The sequence below is a fragment of the Microbulbifer epialgicus genome (assembly GCF_041447265.1).
GTDB lineage: Bacteria > Pseudomonadota > Gammaproteobacteria > Pseudomonadales > Cellvibrionaceae > Microbulbifer > Microbulbifer epialgicus.
The window spans coordinates 34,387-54,252 of record NZ_JBGMEK010000027.1; the positions used below are offsets into that span (position 1 = coordinate 34,387).

Consider the following 19,866-nt stretch of genomic DNA (forward strand, 5'->3'; position numbering starts at 1 on the left):
ATTATTTACCCTCCGCAGCTTTAACCACTTGCTGAGCCGCATCGGTCAGGCTGGTAGCCGCGATAATGTTCAGGCCACTGTCGCTCAGAACCTTGGCGCCCAGATCTGCGTTGTTACCTTCCAGACGCACAACAACCGGTACCTGTACACCGACCTCTTTCACCGCGCCCACAACGCCTTCGGCGATCATGTCACAGCGAACGATACCGCCGAAGATATTGATCAGTACGGCTTTTACGTTTTCGTCAGACAGGATGATCTTAAACGCTTCTACAACGCGCTCTTTAGTAGCGCCGCCGCCAACGTCCAGGAAGTTAGCCGGCTTGCCGCCATGCAGGTTTACGATGTCCATGGTACCCATGGCCAAGCCAGCGCCGTTTACCATGCAGCCGATGTTGCCATCGAGGGCTACGTAGTTCAGATCATACTTGGCAGCATGCGCTTCGCGGGGATCTTCCTGGGAAGGATCGTGCATTTCGCGCAAGTCAGCGTGGCGATACAGTGCGTTGCTGTCGATAACCACTTTGGCGTCCAGGCAGTGCAGGTTACCTTCAGTGGTGATTACCAGCGGGTTGATTTCCAGCAGGGCCAGATCTTTTTCCTGGAACATTTTTGCCAGGCCTAGGAAGATCTTGGTGAACTGCTTAACCTGAGTCGGGTTCAGGCCCAGTTTGAAAGCCAGCTCGCGCGCCTGATAAGGCTGAGCGCCTACCAGCGGATCGATAGTGGCCTTGAGGATTTTTTCCGGAGTCTCTTCCGCTACTTTCTCGATCTCAACACCGCCTTCGGTGGAGGCCATGAAAACGATACGACGGGTGGAGCGGTCAACAACAGCGCCGAGGTACAGCTCTTGATCGATGTCGGTGCAGCTTTCAACCAGGATACGGGAAACCGGCTGGCCATTTTCGTCTGTTTGATAAGTTACCAGACGCTCGCCCAGCCACTTCCTGGCAAACTCTTCAATTTCTGCCTTGGAATCTACCAGCTTTACACCACCAGCCTTACCGCGGCCACCAGCGTGTACCTGGGCCTTTACTACCCACTTATCACCGCCAATTTCGTCAGCCGCTGCTACTGCCGCTGCCGGGGTTTCCGCTGCAATGCCTTTGGAAACCGGCAATCCGTATGCCGCAAACAGTTGTTTGCCCTGATACTCATGCAAGTTCATAGTCAATACCAATTCACATATAAAAATGTGTTTACTAATTGCAGATTTCTCTGCAGCTGAAAGACAAAACTCAAAATTTCCGTCGTTGCAAATTTTGAATTCCGCAAATGAAACCGGGGCGCTAATTAATTAATAATTAGTGCCCCGAAATCGAAAAAACTTCTTACTTACGCTTCTTGCGATTTACGGTATGAATCGCATGGCCGTTCACGCCCAGCGCTGCTTCTTTTACAGTCTCGGACAGAGTCGGGTGTGCAAATACCGTCATACCGATATCTTCAGCACTGGAGCCGAATTCCATTGCAATCGCCACTTGCTGAACTAGGTCTGCGGCAGATGGGCCAACAATATGGGCACCCAGTACCCGATCAGTTTCCGCGTGGGCGATGATTTTCACAAAGCCCTGGGTATCGTTAGCGGCCATGGCGCGACCGTTGATCGCAAACGGGAAGCTGCCTACGTTGTAGGGCTCGCCATCGGCCTTCACTTGTTCTTCAGTGCGGCCAACCGCAGCGATTTCCGGATGGGTGTAGATCACATTGGGAATCACGTCGTAGTTCATCATCGGCTTCTGACCGGCGATGCGCTCGGCAACCACAACGCCTTCTTCAGAGGCCTTGTGTGCCAGCATTGGGCCACGCACTACGTCGCCGATCGCCCATACGCCCGGTGCAGAAGTCATGCACAGGTCGTTAACGTAGATAAATCCGCGCTCGTCCATTTTCACCCCGGCATCTTCGGCCAGCAGGCCTTCGGTGTAGGGGCGGCGACCAACGCAGACGATCAGTTTGTCGAAGGTTTCTTGATGCTCCTTACCATCTTTATCCTGGTAAGTAACGACCACTTCTTCGCCCTTCACTTCGGAACCGGTTACACGGCAGGAAAGACGGATATCCAGGCCCTGCTTCTTGAGGATCTTCTGGGATTCTTTGGCTACCTGTTGGTCCATGATCGCCAGGAATTTATCCATAGCTTCCAGAACAACCACTTCAGAGCCCAGGCGGTTCCATACAGAGCCCAGCTCCAAACCGATAACGCCGGCACCGATAACGCCCAAACGCTTAGGGGTTTCAGTGAATTCCAGGGCGCCGGTTGAGTCGACAATAATTTTGTTGTCTACCGGAGCGGGCGGAATATTTACCGGTACAGAACCGGAAGCCAGGATTACGTTTTCGGCTTCGTAGACGGTGGTTTTACCTTCGTCATCGGTCACTTCCACTTTCTTATTGGCCAGCAATTTGCCAGTGCCGAAAATGGAGGTCACCTTATTGGCCGTGAACAAGCCGGCCACACCGCCGGTCAGCTTTTTGACGATCTCGCCTTTACGCTCGATCATCTTGCTCACATCCATCTTGACCTTGCCGACTTCAATGCCGTGCACGTCGAGAGCGTCTTTGGCCTCATGGTACTTCCAGGAGCTGTCCAGCAGTGCCTTGGAGGGAATACAACCTACGTTCAGGCAGGTACCGCCGTTTACGTATTTACCTTCTTTGTTTTTCCACTTTTCAATACAAGCAGTCTTCAGGCCCAGCTGAGCGGCACGGATGGCAGCGACATAACCACCAGGACCAGAGCCGATTACGATTACGTCAAATTTTTCCGACATGATCAGTTCCAGATATTTCTAATGCAGTGTGATCGAGGGGGCCCCATAGGCCCCAGAACTTATTTTTTAAACTTCGAGCAAGATACGCGCTGGATCTTCGATCATTTCCTTGATCGCCACCAGGAAGCCAACCGCTTCTTTACCGTCGATCAGGCGGTGGTCATAGGACAGCGCCAGGTACATCATCGGCAGGATTTCCACCTTGCCATCTACCGCCATTGGGCGCTCCTGGATCTTGTGCATACCCAGGATTGCAGTTTGCGGCGGGTTCAGGATCGGGGTGGACAGCAGGGAACCGAATACACCACCGTTGGTGATGGTAAAGGTGCCGCCGGTCATCTCTTCAATAGACAGCTTGCCATCGCGAGCGCGCACGCCCAAGTCGCGGATATTATTTTCCATATCCGCCAGGCCCATATTTTCGGCATTGCGCAGAATCGGAACAACCAGGCCTTTCGGCGAGGAAACTGCTACACCGATGTCCTGGTAACCGTGATAAACGATATCGTTGCCATCGATAGAGGCGTTTACCGCCGGGTAGCGCTTCAGTGCTTCTACCGCAGCCTTTACGAAGAAGCCCATAAAGCCCAGGCGAGTGCCGTTGTGGGTCTTCTCGAACAGGTCTTTGTAGTTCTTGCGCAGATCCATGACCGGCTTCATATTCACCTCGTTAAAGGTGGTGAGCATGGCGGTGGACTGGGAAGCGTCCAGCAGGCGCTCAGCGATACGCTTGCGCATGCGGGTCATTGGCACACGTTTCTCTACGCGCTCACCCGGGGTCGCAGCCACTTCAGCGGCGGCAGCAGGTGCACCAGTGGCGGCAGGCGCAGTACCCGCTTTCATTACGTCTTCTTTGAGAACGCGGCCGCCTTTGCCAGTGCCTTCCACACCAGCCAAGTCAACGCCCTTCTCCGCCGCCATTTTCTTGGCGGAGGGCATGGCGATTTTCTCGCCAGCTGCAGGCGCTGCAGCTTCAGTGGCAGGTGCCGCAGCCTTTTCTTCCGCCGGAGCGGCAGCGGCGCCGGCACCCGGCTCAAATTTGGCAATCACTTCATTGGAGAGAACGGTATCGCCCTCGTCCTTAATGATCTCGGAAAGGGCGCCGTCTGCCGGCGCAACCACTTCCAGTACCACTTTGTCGGTCTCAATATCCACGATCAGTTCATCGCGGGATACGGCTTCACCGGGTTTTTTATGCCAGGTGGCGACAGTACCGTCCTGAACGGATTCCGGGAAAGTTGGCGCTTTAATCTCGATCGTCATTTTTCCTGTTTCCTGAGATTGTCTCTGCTTTAAATACTGCCGCCCGTTACTTGACGGTCAGCGCCTCGTTGATGAACTTATTCTGTTCTTCCAAATGGGTGGACATGTAGCCCGCCGCAGGTGCCGCCGATGGGGCACGGCCCACGTATTCCAGGTCCAGCTTCGGATGCGTTTCCGCCAGCAGGCGCCGCAGATGATGCTGACTGTGGTACCAGGCGCCCTGGTTCATAGGCTCTTCCTGGCACCAAGCGACACTCTTAATTTTCTTGAATGCGGATACCGCGCCCACGAATTCCTCGTCTGGGAAGGGGTACAGCTGCTCGATACGTACGAACGCCACATCTTCCTGTTCGCGCTCCATGCGCGCTTCCAGCAGGTGGTAGTACACCTTGCCGGAACACAGGATCAGGCGTTTGACCTTGGCCGGGTCCACACCCTGGTCCTGAATCACATTTTGGAAACGCCCTTCGGCCAACTCTTCCAGGCTGGAGGTGGCCAGCTTGTGACGCAGAATCCATTTCGGGCTCATAATCACCAGCGGGCGGCGCATCGGGCGCACCGCCTGGCGACGCAGCAAGTGGAAGATTTGTGCCGGGGTAGTGGCGTTACACACCTGGATATTGTGCTCTGCGCACAGCTGCATAAAGCGCTCGAGACGCGCGGAGGAGTGCTCCGGGCCCTGGCCTTCATAACCGTGTGGCAACATCAATACCAGGCCGCACATACGACCCCATTTGTGCTCACCAGAAGTAATGAACTGGTCGATCACTACCTGGGCGCCGTTGGCGAAGTCACCGAACTGGGCTTCCCACACCACCAGGGATTTTGGCGTGGTAGTGGCATAGCCGTATTCGAATGCCAGTACCGCCTCCTCAGACAGCAGGGAGTCGTACATATAGAAAGGCGGCTGGTCTTCGAACATATGCTGCAAAGGCACATAGCTCTGGCCGTCTTTCTGGCTATGAATTACCGCATGGCGGTGGGAGAAGGTTCCGCGACCCACGTCCTCACCGGTGAAACGGACCATAAAGCCCTCTTCCAGCAAGGTGCCATAGGCCAGGGTTTCCGCCATACCCCAGTTCAGTGGCAGGGCGCCACCGGCCATTTTACGGCGGTCGTCATAAATTTTGGAAACCTGGCGCTGCATCACAATGCCATCGGGCACCGTGGTCATGCGATTGGCCACGCCCTGAAGTTTCGGCATTGCGAAACCGGTGTCCGCTGGCACCTGCCAGTCGTGGCCCAGGTAGGGGCTCCAGTCCACAAACATGGAGGAGTCCGGCTGTTTCACCAAACCGGTAGCCACATCCTCACCCGCATCCAGTTTGTCGCGGTAGTCGTTGGCCAGCTTGTCTGCGGCAGCCTTGTCCAGGATGCCCTCTTCCACCAACTTCTCGGAGTAGAGCGTGCGGGTAGTCTTGTGCTTGCGGATGGTCTGGTACATCAGCGGCTGGGTACCAGAGGGGTCATCGGTCTCGTTGTGGCCACGACGGCGGTAGCAGACCAGATCGATAACGATGTCTTTCTTGAATTCGTAACGGTAATCGACAGCCAGCAGAGCCGCTAGTACGACCATTTCCGGATCGTCGCCGTTCACGTGCAGCACCGGTGCATCGATCATTTTGGCGGGATCGGTGGAGTACTCAGTGGAGCGGGCATCTTCGCGCTTGCTGGTGGTAAAGCCCACCTGGTTGTTCAGTACGATGTGCACAGTACCACCGGTGTAGTAACCGCGGGTCTGGGACATCTGCAGGGTTTCCTGCACAACACCCTGGCCGGCAAAAGCCGCGTCGCCGTGGATATTGATCGGCATTACCTTCTCACCAGCAGCATCTTTGCGGCGGTCCTGACGGGCGCGCACAGAGCCAACCACCACAGGCGCACTGATTTCCAGATGCGATGGGTTAAAGGCAAGGGCCAGGTGAACTTCACCACCGGGGGTCATTACGTTGGAGGAGAAACCCTGGTGATATTTCACATCACCAGAGGTATCGAGGGTTTTCTTACCTTCGAACTCCTGGAACAGATCCGCAGGGTTCTTGCCGAGGATATTCACCAGGGTATTCAGGCGGCCGCGGTGGGCCATGCCGATCACAATCTCCTTCACCCCATAGGTACCGGAGCGACGGATCAATGCATCCATCATCGGGATCAGGCTCTCACCACCTTCCACACCAAAGCGTTTGGTGCCGGGGTATTTAGAGTCCAGGTGGCGCTCCAGGCCTTCTGCGGCAGAGAGGCGCTGCAGAATTTCAATTTGGATATCGGTGCCGAAATTAGCCTTGGACTGGCTGCGCTCCAGGCGCTGCTGGAACCACTGCTGCTCTTCCAGGTTGGAGAGATGCATGATCTCCGCACCCAGATTGCCACAATAAGTCCGCTCCAGGCCCTCTACGATTTCACGCAGAGTCGCTTCTTCTTTACCGAGGAACAGGCTGCCGGTATTGAAGGTGGTGTCAAAATCACCTTCGGTGAGGCCGTGGTAGCTCAGTTGCAGGTCGGGTACCTGCTCGCGGGCCATCAGACCCAGGGGATCGAGGGTCGCTTTCTTGTGGCCGCGGTGGCGGTAGGATTCGATCAGCTGCAGAACTTTGATCTGCTTACGCTCGTGCTCGATATTGACGGAGCCGGAGCCAGGTGCCACTACAGGGCGGGCGCGGTGCTTGCTGAGCAGTTCGAAATGCTGGCGCACTGCGGCGTGGGAAACGTCGCTGCTACCACCAACACGGGGAAGACTGTCAAAGTAATTGTGCCACTCCTCCGGTACACCGTTGGGGTCGTGCAGATAGGTCTCGTAAAGCTCCTCCACGTAGGCGGCATTGCCCCCGGAGATATGGGAGCTACGCCACAGCTGCTCCATGGTACTTTCGTGCATGTTGATGCCTACCTCGATTGCAGTGGGCTTCTATTTGCCTAAGCCACTGCGCTTTCCTATCACTCACAAAAGGGGAGGCGCATAAAGCCACCTCCCCTTTTCAATTAAGTGCCGGTTTTCACCGGCTTTGTCATTAGATAAGCGCCTTACCTGGCACCGAGCCCACTATCGACGAGCTCTAACGGGTCGATTGGTGACCCGGATATCCTCTATACCGCACGGGTCAGCAGCATATTGCGAATATGGCCAATGGCACGCGTCGGGTTCAACCCCTTCGGACACACATTCACACAGTTTTGGATACCGTGGCAACGGAACACACTAAAGGGGTCGTCCAGGTTGGAGAGACGCTCGTCAGTAGCCATGTCGCGGCTGTCCGCCAGGAAGCGGTAGGCCTGCAGCAAACCAGCCGGACCGATAAACTTGTCCGGATTCCACCAGAAGGACGGGCAAGCAGTGGAACAGCAGGCGCACAGAATACACTCGTATAGGCCGTCGAGCTTCTCGCGGTCTTCCGGGGACTGCAGACGCTCGATGGCCGGAGCCGGAGCATCATTCTGCAGGTACGGTTCGATTTTCTTGTACTGCTCGTAGAACTGCTCCATATCCACAACCAGGTCGCGGACCACCGGCAGGCCGGGCAGCGGACGCAGCACCAGCTTACCTTTGGGTGCAGCTTCAGACAGTGGCGTAGTGCACGCCAGGCCGTTACGACCAGAGATATTCATGCCGTCGGAACCGCACACACCTTCGCGGCAAGAGCGGCGGAAGGACAAGGTCGGGTCCTCGGCCTTTAGCAGTTCCAGTACGTCCAGCACCATCAGGTCTTTGCCCTTGGTGTCGAGCTGGTAATCCTGCATATACGGCGCTTTATCGGCTTCCGGGTTGTAACGGTAAATGCTTACTTTCAACATACTCTATTCCGCTCCCGAATCAGTAAGTCCGAGCTTTCGGTTCAAAGGCTTCCATGGTGTTCGGTGCGAAGTTTACCGCACGCTTGCCGAGTCGTTTTTCCGTCGGGAAGTACATGGAATGACACAGCCAGTTTTCATCATCGCGCTCCTGGAAATCTTCACGGGCGTGGGCACCGCGGCTCTCAGTGCGTGTCTCCGCGGCAATTGCGGTGGCCTCGGCAACTTCCAGCAGGTTTTGCAGTTCCAGAGCTTCAACACGGGCAGTGTTAAACGCGCGGCTTCTGTCGTCCAGGCGTACGTTCTCGATACGCTCGCGCAGATCAGCGAGCTTCTTAACGCCGTCCGCCATGTAGTCACCACGACGGAATACGCCAAAGTGATTCTGCATCACACCCTGCAGTTCTTTGCGCAGGTCGGCAGCTTTCTCGCCGGTCTCGTTGCTTTCCAGGCGGTTCAAGCGCGCCATAGCCGCTTCGATATCGGACTCAGAAGCTTCGCGGTGATCAATGCCTTCGCGCAGAGCCTTCTCGATAAACAGGCCGGAAGCGCGGCCGAATACCACCAGGTCCAGCAGTGAGTTGCCGCCCAGGCGGTTAGCACCGTGTACAGATACACAGGCAACCTCACCACAGGCGTAGAAACCGTCGATGATCTGATCGTTGCCGGCAGCGTCCTGGGTCAGGGCCTGGCCGTGAACATTGGTCGGGATACCACCCATCATGTAGTGACAGGTCGGCACTACTGGGATCGGCGCTTTAACGGGATCGACGTGGGCAAAGGTCTTGGACAGCTCACAGATACCGGGTAGACGGCTGTTGAGCAGTTCTTCACCCAGGTGGTCCAGCTTCAGGAATACATGATCGCCTTCCGGGCCACAGCCACGGCCATCGAGGATTTCGAGGACCATGGAGCGGGCTACAACGTCCCGAGAAGCGAGGTCTTTGGCGTTGGGGGCATAGCGCTCCATAAAACGCTCGCCATCTTTGTTGATCAGGTAGCCACCCTCACCGCGACAGCCTTCAGTCACGAGTACGCCGGCACCATAAATACCGGTGGGATGGAACTGCCACATCTCGATATCCTGCACGGGCATTCCCGCACGCAGGGCCATACCCACACCGTCACCGGTGTTGATGTGCGCATTGGTGGTAGAGGCGAAGATACGACCTGCGCCACCAGTAGCGAATACAGTCGCCTTGGATTTGATAAATACCACTTCGCCATCTTCGATGCACATGGCGATCACGCCAACAACGGCACCGTCCTGGTTCTTCACCAGGTCAATCGCGAACCATTCGTTCAAGAACTCGGTTTTATGCTTGACGTTGTTCTGGTACAGGGTGTGCAGCAGTGCGTGGCCCGTACGGTCAGCAGCAGCACAGGTACGGGCAGCCTGGCCACCGCGGCCGAAGTCCTTGGACTGGCCACCAAAAGGACGCTGGTAAATACGGCCTTCTTCAGTACGGGAAAACGGCAAGCCCATATGTTCCAGTTCGAACACGGCTTCCGGGCCTACGGAACACATATACTCAATCGCGTCCTGGTCGCCGATATAGTCGGAACCCTTGACGGTGTCATACATATGCCAGCGCCAATCGTCATTGGGGTCAGAGCTGGCGATCGCACAGGTGATGCCACCCTGGGCGGATACTGTGTGTGAACGGGTCGGGAATACCTTGGTAATTACCGCAGTCTTGTAACCTGACTGGGCCATCTGCAGAGCAGCGCGCATACCAGCGCCGCCACCGCCAATTACAATCCCGTCAAAAGAAATAGTACGCATGTTCGCCATTAGTTATACACCCCAAAGAATTTCAATGCCCCACACCGTGTACAGCACGGCAACCGCAGCCAGCACCACCTCTACGAACAAGCGCAGAACAGTGGCTTTACCGCCCATCACCCGATTGGTGATGTAATCGGTAACCACGGACCAGAGGCCAATCCAGGCGTGAATAATGGTGGACAACAGGGCAACCAGACTGAAGACACGCATCCAGCGCTGGGCGAACAACTCAGACCAGGCCTGGTAGCCAAAGTCTTTGGTAAAAAAGATAAAGCCCACTATAAAGAGAGCATAAGCGAGCAGTATAACTGCGGTAACTCGCTGGTAGAGCCAGTCGAAAGTGCCGCTACGGCCAAAGCTAGTTACTGTTCTTACCACAACCATACTCCCGCTAAAAGAATAAGGATTACACTTACCACCAGCACTATAATGGCACCGCGGCGACCACCTTCGAGACTTTCACCTACACCGATATCCATAAACAGGTGGCGAACACCCGCTATTAGGTGGTAGATGAGGGCTGCCAGGGAAGCCCATAGGATGAGCTTGGCGGGGATGCTATTAAATGCTGCCGCGACATCGGCGAAGCCCTGCTCGGATTTCAGGCTGGCATCGAGCATGCAGAGCAGAAGCGCTACAACGGCGAAGAGCACAACGCCGGAAATACGATGCAAAATAGAAACCAAAGCGGCAGCGGGAAGCTGAATAGTGGAAATGTCTAAATTGACAGGTCTGTTTTTGTTCACAGGAAAAACACCTTGTTGCCCTGAACGACCGGGCGCCCGTTAGCTTTTCAATGGAGGGGCGAGCTGCTTGCTGATTACTTTGCACTCGACCTGATTAAGCCTTGTACAAAGTAGCCGTACCATGGCGCAAGCCGCGCGGATTATAGGCATTCGATAGTCAAAACACAACGAACGCCTGGGAAACTGCCAACTTTGAAGGTACTCAAGACATGTCAATTTGCGCAGCGGGATTTCGACAGATTTTCACGCCTCAGGTCAGGCAAAAGCTCTACAGGTCCGCCCTGTCGCCAGATATCCTGTTGACTACAGACTGATCGTCCACTCCTTTTGGTTTGACAATTTGAGGCCCGGCACTTAAGTTTGGCCCGCTTAAAAGGCCGCCAGCACCCGAAAATACTAGGAAAAGGCCGCCATAAGAACAGTTTTAGGAGTCCGCAATGTCCGATAAAAAAGCGCAACTCACTGTCGATGGTATCGACGGCACTATTGAGATGCCCGTTCGCTCCGGCACCCTCGGCCCCGATGTTGTCGATGTCGGCAACCTGACCGGCAAAGGCTTATTCACCTACGACCCGGGCTTCGTATCCACCGCCTCTTGCGAATCCAAGATCACCTTTATCGATGGTAACAAGGGCCAGCTGCTGCACCGCGGCTACCCCATCGAACAGCTGGCAGAAAAGTCCGACTACCTGGAAACCTGCTACCTGCTGATGAATGGCGAACTGCCAAATGCCGAGCAGAAGAAGCAGTACGTAGACACCATCATGTCTCACACTATGGTGCATGAGCACCTGGTGAGCTTCTTTAAAGGCTTCCGCTACGACGCCCACCCGATGGCCATGATGTGTGGCGTAGTAGGCGCCCTCGCCTCCTTCTACCACGATTCCCTGGATATCAATAATCCACAGCACCGTGAGATTTCCGCACACCGCCTGATCGCCAAAATGCCAACTCTTGCCGCCATGTGCTACAAGCACTCTCAGGGCATGCCCTTCATGTATCCGGATAATAGCCGCAGCTACTCCGAAAACTTCCTGCACATGATGTTTGGCAACCCCTGCGAGACCAGTAAGATAGACCCAATTGTCGCCAAGGCAATGGACATCATCTTCCTACTGCACGCAGATCACGAGCAGAACGCTTCCACCTCTACCGTGCGCTTGGCTGGCTCCTCTGGTGCCAACCCCTTTGCTTGCATCTCCTCTGGTATTGCCGCGCTGTGGGGACCAGCACACGGCGGTGCCAACGAAGCCGTACTGAACATGCTGCAGGAGATCGGCGACGAGAGCCGCATTGATGAATTCGTGAAACGCGCCAAAGACAAGAATGACCCCTTCCGCCTGATGGGCTTCGGTCACCGCGTGTACAAGAACTTTGACCCCCGCTCCCGGGTCATGCAGGGCATTTGCGACGAAGTACTGGGTGCCATGGGTGCCGAGAATGACCCTCTACTGAAAATCGCCAAAAAGCTCGAGAAGATCGCCCTTGAGGACGACTATTTTGTAGAGAAGAAACTCTATCCGAACGTGGACTTTTACTCCGGCATCATCATGAAAGCTATCGGCATTCCCACCGATATGTTTACCGTGATCTTTGCCACCGGCCGCACCGCCGGCTGGATTGCCCACTGGAATGAAATGATTTCCAACCCGTACAAAATTGGCCGCCCGCGCCAGCTATACACCGGCTATACGCAGCGCGACTATCCGCCTCTTGAGCAGCGCTAATTTAGCCTCAAATAAAAAACCCGGCCTTGCCGGGTTTTTTATTGCCTCCAATAATTCAACAGCCTTTTAATAACGCAATAGCAACGCCGCCTGCAAGTGTGACACAAGTCTCACCTTGAGAGTTTTGAGCGAATCATCTCCTTTATCAGGCAGTAATGGGACTGTCATCCAATGTAGAATCCGCCGCTCCCCGGGCTAGAGGGAAGTAATACTGCAACCCCACTTGGTAGTTGCCTCCCTTCCGCGGAATTCCTTACTCGTACAAATACAAAACCTAAACCTATTAAGGGCACAGCACATGCTTAGCTTTATCTCCGGTTTGTTCCGAAGTAGCAAGTCAGCAGAGACTGCTAACCTAGAAGAAAAATACACCCACAGCACTTATTCCGGTGCCAAAGGAGCACGTACAATCTCTTACGACCCAACCTTGATCAAGGCTTTGGAAGATGACCACCGCCAGCTGATCAGTATTTTTCAGAGGATGTGGTCTGAGGGCTTCGAAAAACATGATTATCGCCAACTCTCACAACTACTAAGCCAGTTTAAATCCGCTTTCCAGACACATTTGATCAAGGAAAATGTACGCTTTTACGTCTACCTTGAACAAACACTGGCCGGCGACGCACATACCCTTCAAGTAGTTAAAGACTTTCGCGCTGACATGAACGAAATCGCCAATGCTGTGGTGCAATTTTGCAAGCACTACAACCATGAAGCCTTCACTCCGGAAATGATTGGCAACTTTAAAATGGATTACCAAAAAATTGGCGAAGCGTTGACACGTCGCACCGCACTGGAAGAAAAGGAACTCTACGTTCTCTACCAACCCTCTTGAAAAGCCTCTATTTAATCAGAGTGTAGCTCGCTGCAATCCCAGCTCTGCAGGAACCAGGTGCAATCCATTAAGTAAACAACAACTCATTAAGCACCTAAGGCCCACAAGGACGGGGCGCACTTTTTCAACTCTTCCCAGCGAATACCGCCGCCTTTCTATCCAAGTTTTCCCGAAACTAATTCCCAGTACAATGTCGGCCACAAAACAGATTTTCGAAATAAATCCACTAGAAAGAAATCCAGAGTACTCTACAACTTTGCAAAGCGTCAAAAAAGTGCGCACTTACAATATGTAATTAAAACTTTCCACCCTGACCTCCCTAAACTTCCTATTCTCTATCGTCAATCTTATTCAACACTAGACGTTTATTTAATTTTGTTTAAACATAGAGGAATTAGAATTTAAAAATATTTACTTGCGATGAGATATTGGTCTAGGAAGTTCTGGTAGCTTTATGGCTTGAAAACAAGAATGACAAATAGGCCAGCAGTGAATACCGAAGTACTTGGGGGAAATATGACTGAACTAGAAAGTTCAGCTGTTCAACAATATTCACCAGATAGCACCCACACCAGTGACAACAGCTATCCAATATATGTGATTGTGGGTACTGGACCTGTTGGTGTTCGTTGCGCACAAAAACTCCTAGAATTCTGTGACGAAGCTCAAATTGTTATCTATGGAGCCGAAATAGAATCACCGTATAACCGGGTAAAACTTTCCCAGTACCTCTCCCGTCATGTAGACAGGAAGGAGCTTGAGAATCCTATCCTCGGTAAAAGTGATCATCGACTCGCCGAATATATCGACCGTAAAATCGTCGCCATTGACCGCGCAAAAAATACAGTAACCGATGCGGCAGGAAACATACAGCCTTATACCAAGCTGATTCTGGCTACCGGCTCCAATCCAACTATTCCCCAAATTCCCGGAGCAGACTTACCCAGCGTTTACCCTTTTCGCAGCCTGCGCAACACCAATGACTTGATCTCCTTGCGAGAACGCGACGCCGACATTTGCGTCATTGGGGCCGGCGCTCTCGGACTCGAAGCTGCAACTGCATTAAAAACACCGAAAAATACTGTCACCCTGCAGTCGCGAGGCAAATTACTCGGCGGCTTGCTTGGCGAGGAGGGCGAGGAGTTTCTGGGAAACTCTCTTTCTGCACTCGGCGTGCAACTGAAAGTTGGCAACGGCTTGAGATCAATTGAACAGAAGGGTGAGAAAAGTACTGTTCTTTTTTGTAATGGTGAAAAGTTGGACGTCGATGCCATAGTGCTCTGCACTGGCATTCAACCTGAGATCACTCTCGCTCAACAAAGTGGACTTGAAACTGAGCTTGGTATTGTTGTCAACGAGTGGATGCAGACCTCAGACCCGGATATTTATGCCATCGGGGAATGCGCCGAGTATGACCACAAGGTTTACCAGCTGGTGCGCCCCGGTTACGAGCAAGCGGAGAGCTGCTGCTCTCACATTCGCCGCAGTCATGGTGGTGCATTATTACAACACCCCTATTCTGGCAGTTATAGCGATATCCAGCTCAAGATTGCCCACATTCCCTGCGCAATTATTGGCGATGTTGCCTCAGACAACCTTCAACAAGAAGGTTTCCAGTCCTACGTTTACCGCAACCGATTTAAAGGAAATTATCGACGCTTGCTCGTCCAGGGAGGGCGAATTTTAGGGGCAGTTTATATAGGCAGCTGGGATGAAGCTAGTAATCTGCGAATGGCGGTGGCACAGGAAGAAAGGATTAGCCTGCGTGCACTACAGCTCTTCGAAGATGAAGGTTGCCTTTTTGGCAAACAGGGTGGCAATAGCATCAAGGATTTTCCCGATAACTATTTAGTATGCCAATGTAACTCGGTCAGCAAGGGCGATCTCTGCAAAGCTATCTCGGATGGAAAACGCACCCTGAGTGAACTGCAGAAGACAACAGCCGCAGGGTCGGTATGCGGGAGCTGTCGCCCCTTAATGGCAGAGCTGCTGGATACCCCCGCTCCCAATCTGGTAATGCGACATGCCAAAAGCATATTAATCACCTCGGTACTATCATTACTTATTATTGCCCTGGCTGTATTGATTCCCCCTTTGCAGGTATCTGACACAGTACAAACCGGCCTCCTTTGGGAAAAACTGTGGTATGACAATTTCTGGAAGCAGGTCACTGGCTACACCATTTTAGTGCTGTGTTTGTTTACCGCTGCCCTCAGTGCACGCAAACGCTGGAAAAAACTGACCATAGGTCATATGGACCACTGGCGCTATGTACACAGCCTGATCGGAGTGGTTGCCCTCGCCACCCTGGCAGTACACACCGGTTTTCGACTTGGGCAAAATCTCAATCTCGCACTGATGCTGGTATTCCTCGGTGTAACAGCAACTGGTTCGCTTGTCGGTGTATTTATGGCACGCAATCACCACTGGACAGATCTCAGGCTGCGAGAACACCGCAAATGGTGGTCTCGTGTTCACTACGCCCTGCTTTGGGCACTGCCGGTTCTCCTCGCCTATCATATTCTTGCTGTTTATTACTTCTAAATGAAATCTTATCAATTCAAATTCTGGCATTACGGCTTGCTGCTGACTTTGGTAGTGGGTTCGTTGGCCGCGTACAACCTGACAATTGCCGATAAATCCTTTTTCATTTCCGGGGAGTCCACCCATGGCCACCACCAAATAGAGCTCGCCTGCACTTCATGTCATGCTGACGGCTTTGCTGGCGAAAAGGCTATACAACAGTCCTGTCTGAATTGTCACGCGGAGGAGCTGGAACTCGCTGACGACTCCCATCCGCGAAAGAAGTTTCTCGACCCAAGAAATGCACAACTACTGGAGACTCTGGACGCACGCCAGTGCGTCAGTTGTCACACAGAGCACAAACAGGAGGTCACTCGGGAAATGGGCGTAAGCCTGGCTGGGGACTTCTGCTTTCACTGTCACAGCGATATCGCCGAGGAACGCAGTAGCCATAAAGGAATGGGCTTCGAAACCTGCGCCAGTGCCGGCTGCCATAACTACCATGACAATGGCACTCTGTACGAGGACTTCCTTGTTGCCCATGTTGGGCAACCTGATCTCCTTGAAGAGCCCAAGCTACCAGCGCGTACGGCAATGCAATTGTGGCTGCAAGAACATCCAGACAAACAACCTCTGAAAGTGGAGCAAGCCGACGTAAAAATATCAGAAGTTCCTGTAGAGATTGTTACAGCCTGGGCGCAAAGTGCTCACGCTCAGGCTGATGTAAATTGCAGCAAATGTCACGCTGATGGCCAGATGCAATTTAACAGCATCGAGATTGTAGAGCAGTGCGCAAGCTGCCATAGCGAACAAAAAGAGTCCTTTACCCAGGGGAAACACGGCATGCGTTTATCCTCCAAGCTTCCTGAAAATTTTACCGAGCAGGTCGGCGTCATGTCACCCCACTTGGCTCGGGTTCCTATGCAAAGCGACGCATCCGGTGAGTTGAACTGCACTAGTTGCCACGGTGCTCATGAGGTGGATGTGAAATTTGCAGCAGTGGAAGCATGCCTCAATTGTCACAATGATGAGCACAGCTTGGCTTATAAAGAGTCTCCCCATTTTGAAACCTGGAAAGCCAACTCAGAGGAGGGCGTCAGCTGTGCCAGCTGCCATCTTCCGAGGGAGGTTGATGGTGAACAAGTGGTAGTGAACCACAACCAGAACCACAATCTCCGCCCCAATGAAAAAATGTTGCCCGTTTGCCTAAACTGTCATGGAGCGGAATTTTCCCTGGCGGCAATGGCGAACAAAGTGCTGATCTCACAGAACTTCAAGTATAAACCTGAAAAAAAACATAAAACATTTGAGTTGATTCGAGACCGTATTGCGAAAATTTCTAACAGCAAAAATAAGCAAACCAAATCCCAATAGGAGGGGAACACTATGCGTATTGCCGCTTGTTTTATCGTCGGACTGGCCCTGCTCACAGGCTGTGAAAAAAATCAGGGTATCGCGCCCGAGCGAATGGCGGATGCCATCTTTGCCGTAATTGAAGCTGACCGAGCAAACTACACCAACGAGGTCGTTAACCGTTTACAAAATGAAGAAAAAATCCTGAATGCCGACGAGCATTGGCAGGACAAAAAATTACTGCCACTGCCTGCGCAAATGATGCGTATGGGCGCTGAGCGCGTAGCAGAAAGAGAGTCCGGTTTTAACTACGCTTTGTTGTCTCTGTGGCCGGTTAACAAACAAAACAAACCACGTACCGAAATGGAAAAAGTTGGCCTGCAATATGTAATCGACAATCCTGGAAAAAATTTTTACGGCCGCGAAAAACTCGGTGATACCGAGTATTTCACCGCTGTTTATGCCGATGTCGGCGTTTCTCCAGCCTGTGTCAGCTGCCACAATGATCACGTGGATAGCCCCCGCGACAACTTTGAACTCGGAGAAACCATGGGCGGAGTTGTAATTCGCATCCCGCTATAATCCAGGCTTCCCAACGCCAAGGGCAGTAACTTTTCCCCGTACTTCGGCCCATAGTTCCCTTTTTTGATCCGGCACATCAGTGGTCGGGTCAGCTTCTCTCTTTTTTAACCCGCTTCTTCTGCGATCTCTCTAAATAACAAGCAAATTGTGTAAAAACATAACATAAATAGTGAAGTTATCAATTTCCCAAAGAGAAACTAGCGGTGATCACCCATTAAGATTTTTGAAACAGCATTGAATAAAATGTAAAAAATTAATTCAGTACCGTAAATTAATTAGCGGCCGAAATCATTTCGACCGCTCCCTCTTTCAGTTGACTGGCTCTACTCCCGCTGTAACCTCGCTGAAATCAATCAGACCAGTGGTCACCCGCTGTGGGCCTATTTCCGGGTAAGTCCAGCCTCCGTTACGGACCGCTTGTTGTTAAGCTTCGCTCCGCGAAGCGCACCTAGGCATTACTATAATAGTCTTACCATGGGAGTGATCAAAGGCAAGACTATCACCCCGGGGGAGCCTCTGGTACCCGCGATAAGCCGGAGGCACTACCCCTGCTCTTACTTCAAGGGCGTGATAAGCTCCTGCAAACCTTCTATTTTGACTTCCAAAGTCAGAGCCATCAATAGCCCAAGTTTTCCCTCAGGAAACCCCTTCTTGGAAAACCACAGTAAGTACTCCTCGGGAAGGTCGATCAGCGTTCGTCCGGCGTACTTGCCAAACGGCATGGGGGTTTGTGCTATCTCCAGTAAGTGTTGCTTTTCAAACATCGTGAAATCCATCGAAACTCTAATTTTGTGCTATACCGGGCTCCCAGCCTAGATATTTGTTGCTGCTTTCAGCGCACCCTACACTGGCCTCGAAATTGTTCGGCGATTCGCCGTTCCCTTATACCTCAAGCAATCAGTAACAGGGGTACCTATGCGTATCAAAGCGATCAAATACCTCAGCCTGGCCGCAGTATTGGCTATGGGCCTTGGTGGCCAAGGCTGTGCCAATATGAGTGATACCGACCGCCGAATAGGCACTGGGGTTGGTGTCGGGGCCGTTACCGGTGCCCTGATCAGTGGCGGGCGCCCTGGAGGTACCGCAGCCGGTGCCGTAATCGGTGCTGGAGCCGGATATCTTTACGACAGGGAACGGAAACGTAGGGATTATTATCGCTATCGCGGTCGCTATTATCGCCGTTAATTCCGGGAAGAAAATAGACAGTCTTTAAAGATTGTTCTATAAGCAGGTGCAGTCCGAAACTGCACCTGAATTCTTTAAAAGAGCTCGCTCACAAAATATCACTTAGTAACTCGTCACAGGATATTTTCACTAAAGAAGCAGTGAAAAATAGCTTACATTAATGTAATTCAGTTTTGGTTTTGCCGCAGCGCTCGCATTGGTACTCTGTAACCAATTTCCCCTTCTTTACATCAAACTTACGCTCAGTGACCACTTTCCATTTGTGAAATCCCTCGCGACACAAGGTTTTGCCCTTGTGCTTCTGCCAAGCAGTCTTCTTTTTAAAAGGAATCACATCGCCCATCTGTACTCGCATCATAAAGTTTGTGCACTAATAGCGCATTAAAACCGAATCATACTTTAAAAGCTACAAATAGTAACTATCTGACTAAAAATCATACACCAACTGCTAACAGCACCAAATCTTGCCCCATATCAACAAAATTAATCAGAAGCCAATGCGACCAAACAGTCAAGCTTCGAGCGTTACTCCTATATCATGACAATGAAACTGATCATGATGAAGGCTACTGATCTTGCCCACCTTCCATAGATAAAAAGGTTTCGATTTATTTTTGACATTATGGGGAGATACAGGTCTATTTATGACCGGGTCACTAGGGGTTTTCGATCACAGTGAATATTATTTTCGTGAATCGCTCAAAATAATAAATAACCTCATTACAAGCAGCCAGTTGTATGGTTGGGATGGGGTAGTAGTCATGATGATCTATTTGCCGGATGATCTACCGTACCAAATAACCGCAATCAATTCATTTAGTGGAAGAAGGTGGATTATTGGTGTAAATTTGCATACGAAATAATGATCACTTTATAAAAGTTATATATCAAATAACTTGAGGACTAATTTTTGAAAAAACTACTTTATTTAGCAACTACCTCTATCCTTTGTGTCTCGTGTGCCACAGTAAAGACTGTGAACCCTAATAACAATCAAATAGATATTAGCCATGAAGGACATAAGAGTTATTGTGAAAGCATCCCAAGAATTTATAGTGGCACTTCTTACTGTTTCTGCTTACTAAATAGTGAGCCGAGTGAAAGAGTAAATAGGGGTTCAACGATAAATAATATTCCTCTAGTGGCAGTCGATGCCGTATTCTCAGTAGCGGCGGATACAGTTGTCTTACCATATACAATATTTACACAAGCAAATAAAGGTAATATTGAAGTGAACTGAGCAGATATAACGAAGCGCCACAACACAACATGTAAATCTATGCACTATTAATGATCGCACCCA

Annotated in this window: 17 protein-coding genes; 7 read left to right on the forward strand and 10 right to left on the reverse strand. The window is 51.9% G+C overall.

Going from position 1 to position 19,866, the window contains the following annotated elements; genetic code table 11:
* Position 1: 1 nt before the first annotated feature.
* From sucC to sdhC, 8 genes are all read right to left on the reverse strand, one after another.
* Positions 2 to 1,168 carry an ADP-forming succinate--CoA ligase subunit beta gene (sucC, locus tag ACCI49_RS13030; protein ID WP_371839449.1) on the reverse strand — a complete coding sequence of 389 codons (1,167 nt, stop codon included), beginning with the start codon at positions 1,166 to 1,168 and terminating at the stop codon, positions 2 to 4.
* Between the two features lie 163 nt (positions 1,169 to 1,331).
* Positions 1,332 to 2,774: a dihydrolipoyl dehydrogenase gene (lpdA, locus tag ACCI49_RS13035; protein WP_371839450.1), complete on the reverse strand. Its 1,443-nt coding sequence runs from the start codon at positions 2,772 to 2,774 to the stop codon at positions 1,332 to 1,334.
* Between the two features lie 66 nt (positions 2,775 to 2,840).
* Positions 2,841 to 4,037, reverse strand: coding sequence for a 2-oxoglutarate dehydrogenase complex dihydrolipoyllysine-residue succinyltransferase (gene odhB, locus ACCI49_RS13040; RefSeq protein ID WP_371839451.1), 1,197 nt, complete (start codon positions 4,035 to 4,037; stop codon positions 2,841 to 2,843).
* Between the two features lie 46 nt (positions 4,038 to 4,083).
* Positions 4,084 to 6,912, reverse strand: a complete 2,829-nt coding sequence (locus tag ACCI49_RS13045; protein WP_371839452.1) for a 2-oxoglutarate dehydrogenase E1 component — start codon at positions 6,910 to 6,912, stop codon at positions 4,084 to 4,086.
* 209 nt (positions 6,913 to 7,121) lie between these two features.
* Complete coding sequence (locus ACCI49_RS13050) at positions 7,122 to 7,826, reverse strand: succinate dehydrogenase iron-sulfur subunit (protein WP_371839453.1); 705 nt, start codon at positions 7,824 to 7,826, stop codon at positions 7,122 to 7,124.
* Positions 7,827 to 7,845: 19 nt separating this feature from the next.
* Positions 7,846 to 9,618, reverse strand: a complete 1,773-nt coding sequence (sdhA, locus tag ACCI49_RS13055; RefSeq protein WP_371839454.1) for a succinate dehydrogenase flavoprotein subunit — start codon at positions 9,616 to 9,618, stop codon at positions 7,846 to 7,848.
* Between the two features lie 3 nt (positions 9,619 to 9,621).
* Positions 9,622 to 9,990, reverse strand: a complete 369-nt coding sequence (sdhD, locus tag ACCI49_RS13060; protein ID WP_371839455.1) for a succinate dehydrogenase, hydrophobic membrane anchor protein — start codon at positions 9,988 to 9,990, stop codon at positions 9,622 to 9,624.
* Entirely contained in the window at positions 9,984 to 10,358 is a 375-nt protein-coding gene (sdhC, locus tag ACCI49_RS13065) for a succinate dehydrogenase, cytochrome b556 subunit (RefSeq protein WP_371839456.1), read from the reverse strand. The genes sdhD and sdhC overlap by 7 nt, the downstream gene beginning before the upstream one ends.
* A gap of 437 nt (positions 10,359 to 10,795) precedes the next feature.
* On the opposite strand from sdhC, the gene gltA reads away from it, so the two are divergent.
* From gltA to ACCI49_RS13090, 5 genes are all read left to right on the forward strand, one after another.
* Positions 10,796 to 12,085 (forward strand): citrate synthase, encoded by a 1,290-nt coding sequence (gene gltA / locus ACCI49_RS13070; protein ID WP_371839457.1) that lies wholly within the window; start codon positions 10,796 to 10,798, stop codon positions 12,083 to 12,085.
* Positions 12,086 to 12,383: 298 nt separating this feature from the next.
* On the forward strand, positions 12,384 to 12,920 hold the full coding sequence (locus ACCI49_RS13075) for a hemerythrin domain-containing protein (protein ID WP_371839458.1): 537 nt from the start codon (positions 12,384 to 12,386) through the stop codon (positions 12,918 to 12,920).
* A gap of 516 nt (positions 12,921 to 13,436) precedes the next feature.
* Complete coding sequence (locus tag ACCI49_RS13080; RefSeq protein ID WP_371839459.1) at positions 13,437 to 15,464, forward strand: FAD-dependent oxidoreductase; 2,028 nt, start codon at positions 13,437 to 13,439, stop codon at positions 15,462 to 15,464.
* Complete coding sequence (locus ACCI49_RS13085) at positions 15,465 to 16,817, forward strand: ammonia-forming cytochrome c nitrite reductase subunit c552 (protein ID WP_371839460.1); 1,353 nt, start codon at positions 15,465 to 15,467, stop codon at positions 16,815 to 16,817.
* A gap of 12 nt (positions 16,818 to 16,829) precedes the next feature.
* Positions 16,830 to 17,378, forward strand: coding sequence for a Tll0287-like domain-containing protein (locus ACCI49_RS13090; protein WP_371839461.1), 549 nt, complete (start codon positions 16,830 to 16,832; stop codon positions 17,376 to 17,378).
* 554 nt (positions 17,379 to 17,932) lie between these two features.
* On the opposite strand, the gene ACCI49_RS13095 is transcribed toward ACCI49_RS13090, so the two are convergent.
* On the reverse strand, positions 17,933 to 18,154 hold the full coding sequence (locus ACCI49_RS13095) for a DUF3820 family protein (protein ID WP_371839462.1): 222 nt from the start codon (positions 18,152 to 18,154) through the stop codon (positions 17,933 to 17,935).
* A gap of 139 nt (positions 18,155 to 18,293) precedes the next feature.
* Between ACCI49_RS13095 and ACCI49_RS13100 the strand changes: the two genes are divergently transcribed.
* Positions 18,294 to 18,563 carry a YMGG-like glycine zipper-containing protein gene (locus ACCI49_RS13100; protein ID WP_371839463.1) on the forward strand — a complete coding sequence of 90 codons (270 nt, stop codon included), beginning with the start codon at positions 18,294 to 18,296 and terminating at the stop codon, positions 18,561 to 18,563.
* A gap of 157 nt (positions 18,564 to 18,720) precedes the next feature.
* Here ACCI49_RS13100 and ACCI49_RS13105 read toward each other — a convergent pair whose 3' ends face one another.
* A complete protein-coding gene (locus ACCI49_RS13105; RefSeq protein ID WP_371839473.1) occupies positions 18,721 to 18,906 on the reverse strand; it encodes a hypothetical protein in 186 nt (61 codons plus the stop codon).
* 567 nt (positions 18,907 to 19,473) lie between these two features.
* Between ACCI49_RS13105 and ACCI49_RS13110 the strand changes: the two genes are divergently transcribed.
* Entirely contained in the window at positions 19,474 to 19,803 is a 330-nt protein-coding gene (locus ACCI49_RS13110) for a YceK/YidQ family lipoprotein (protein ID WP_371839464.1), read from the forward strand.
* Positions 19,804 to 19,866 lie beyond the last annotated feature (63 nt).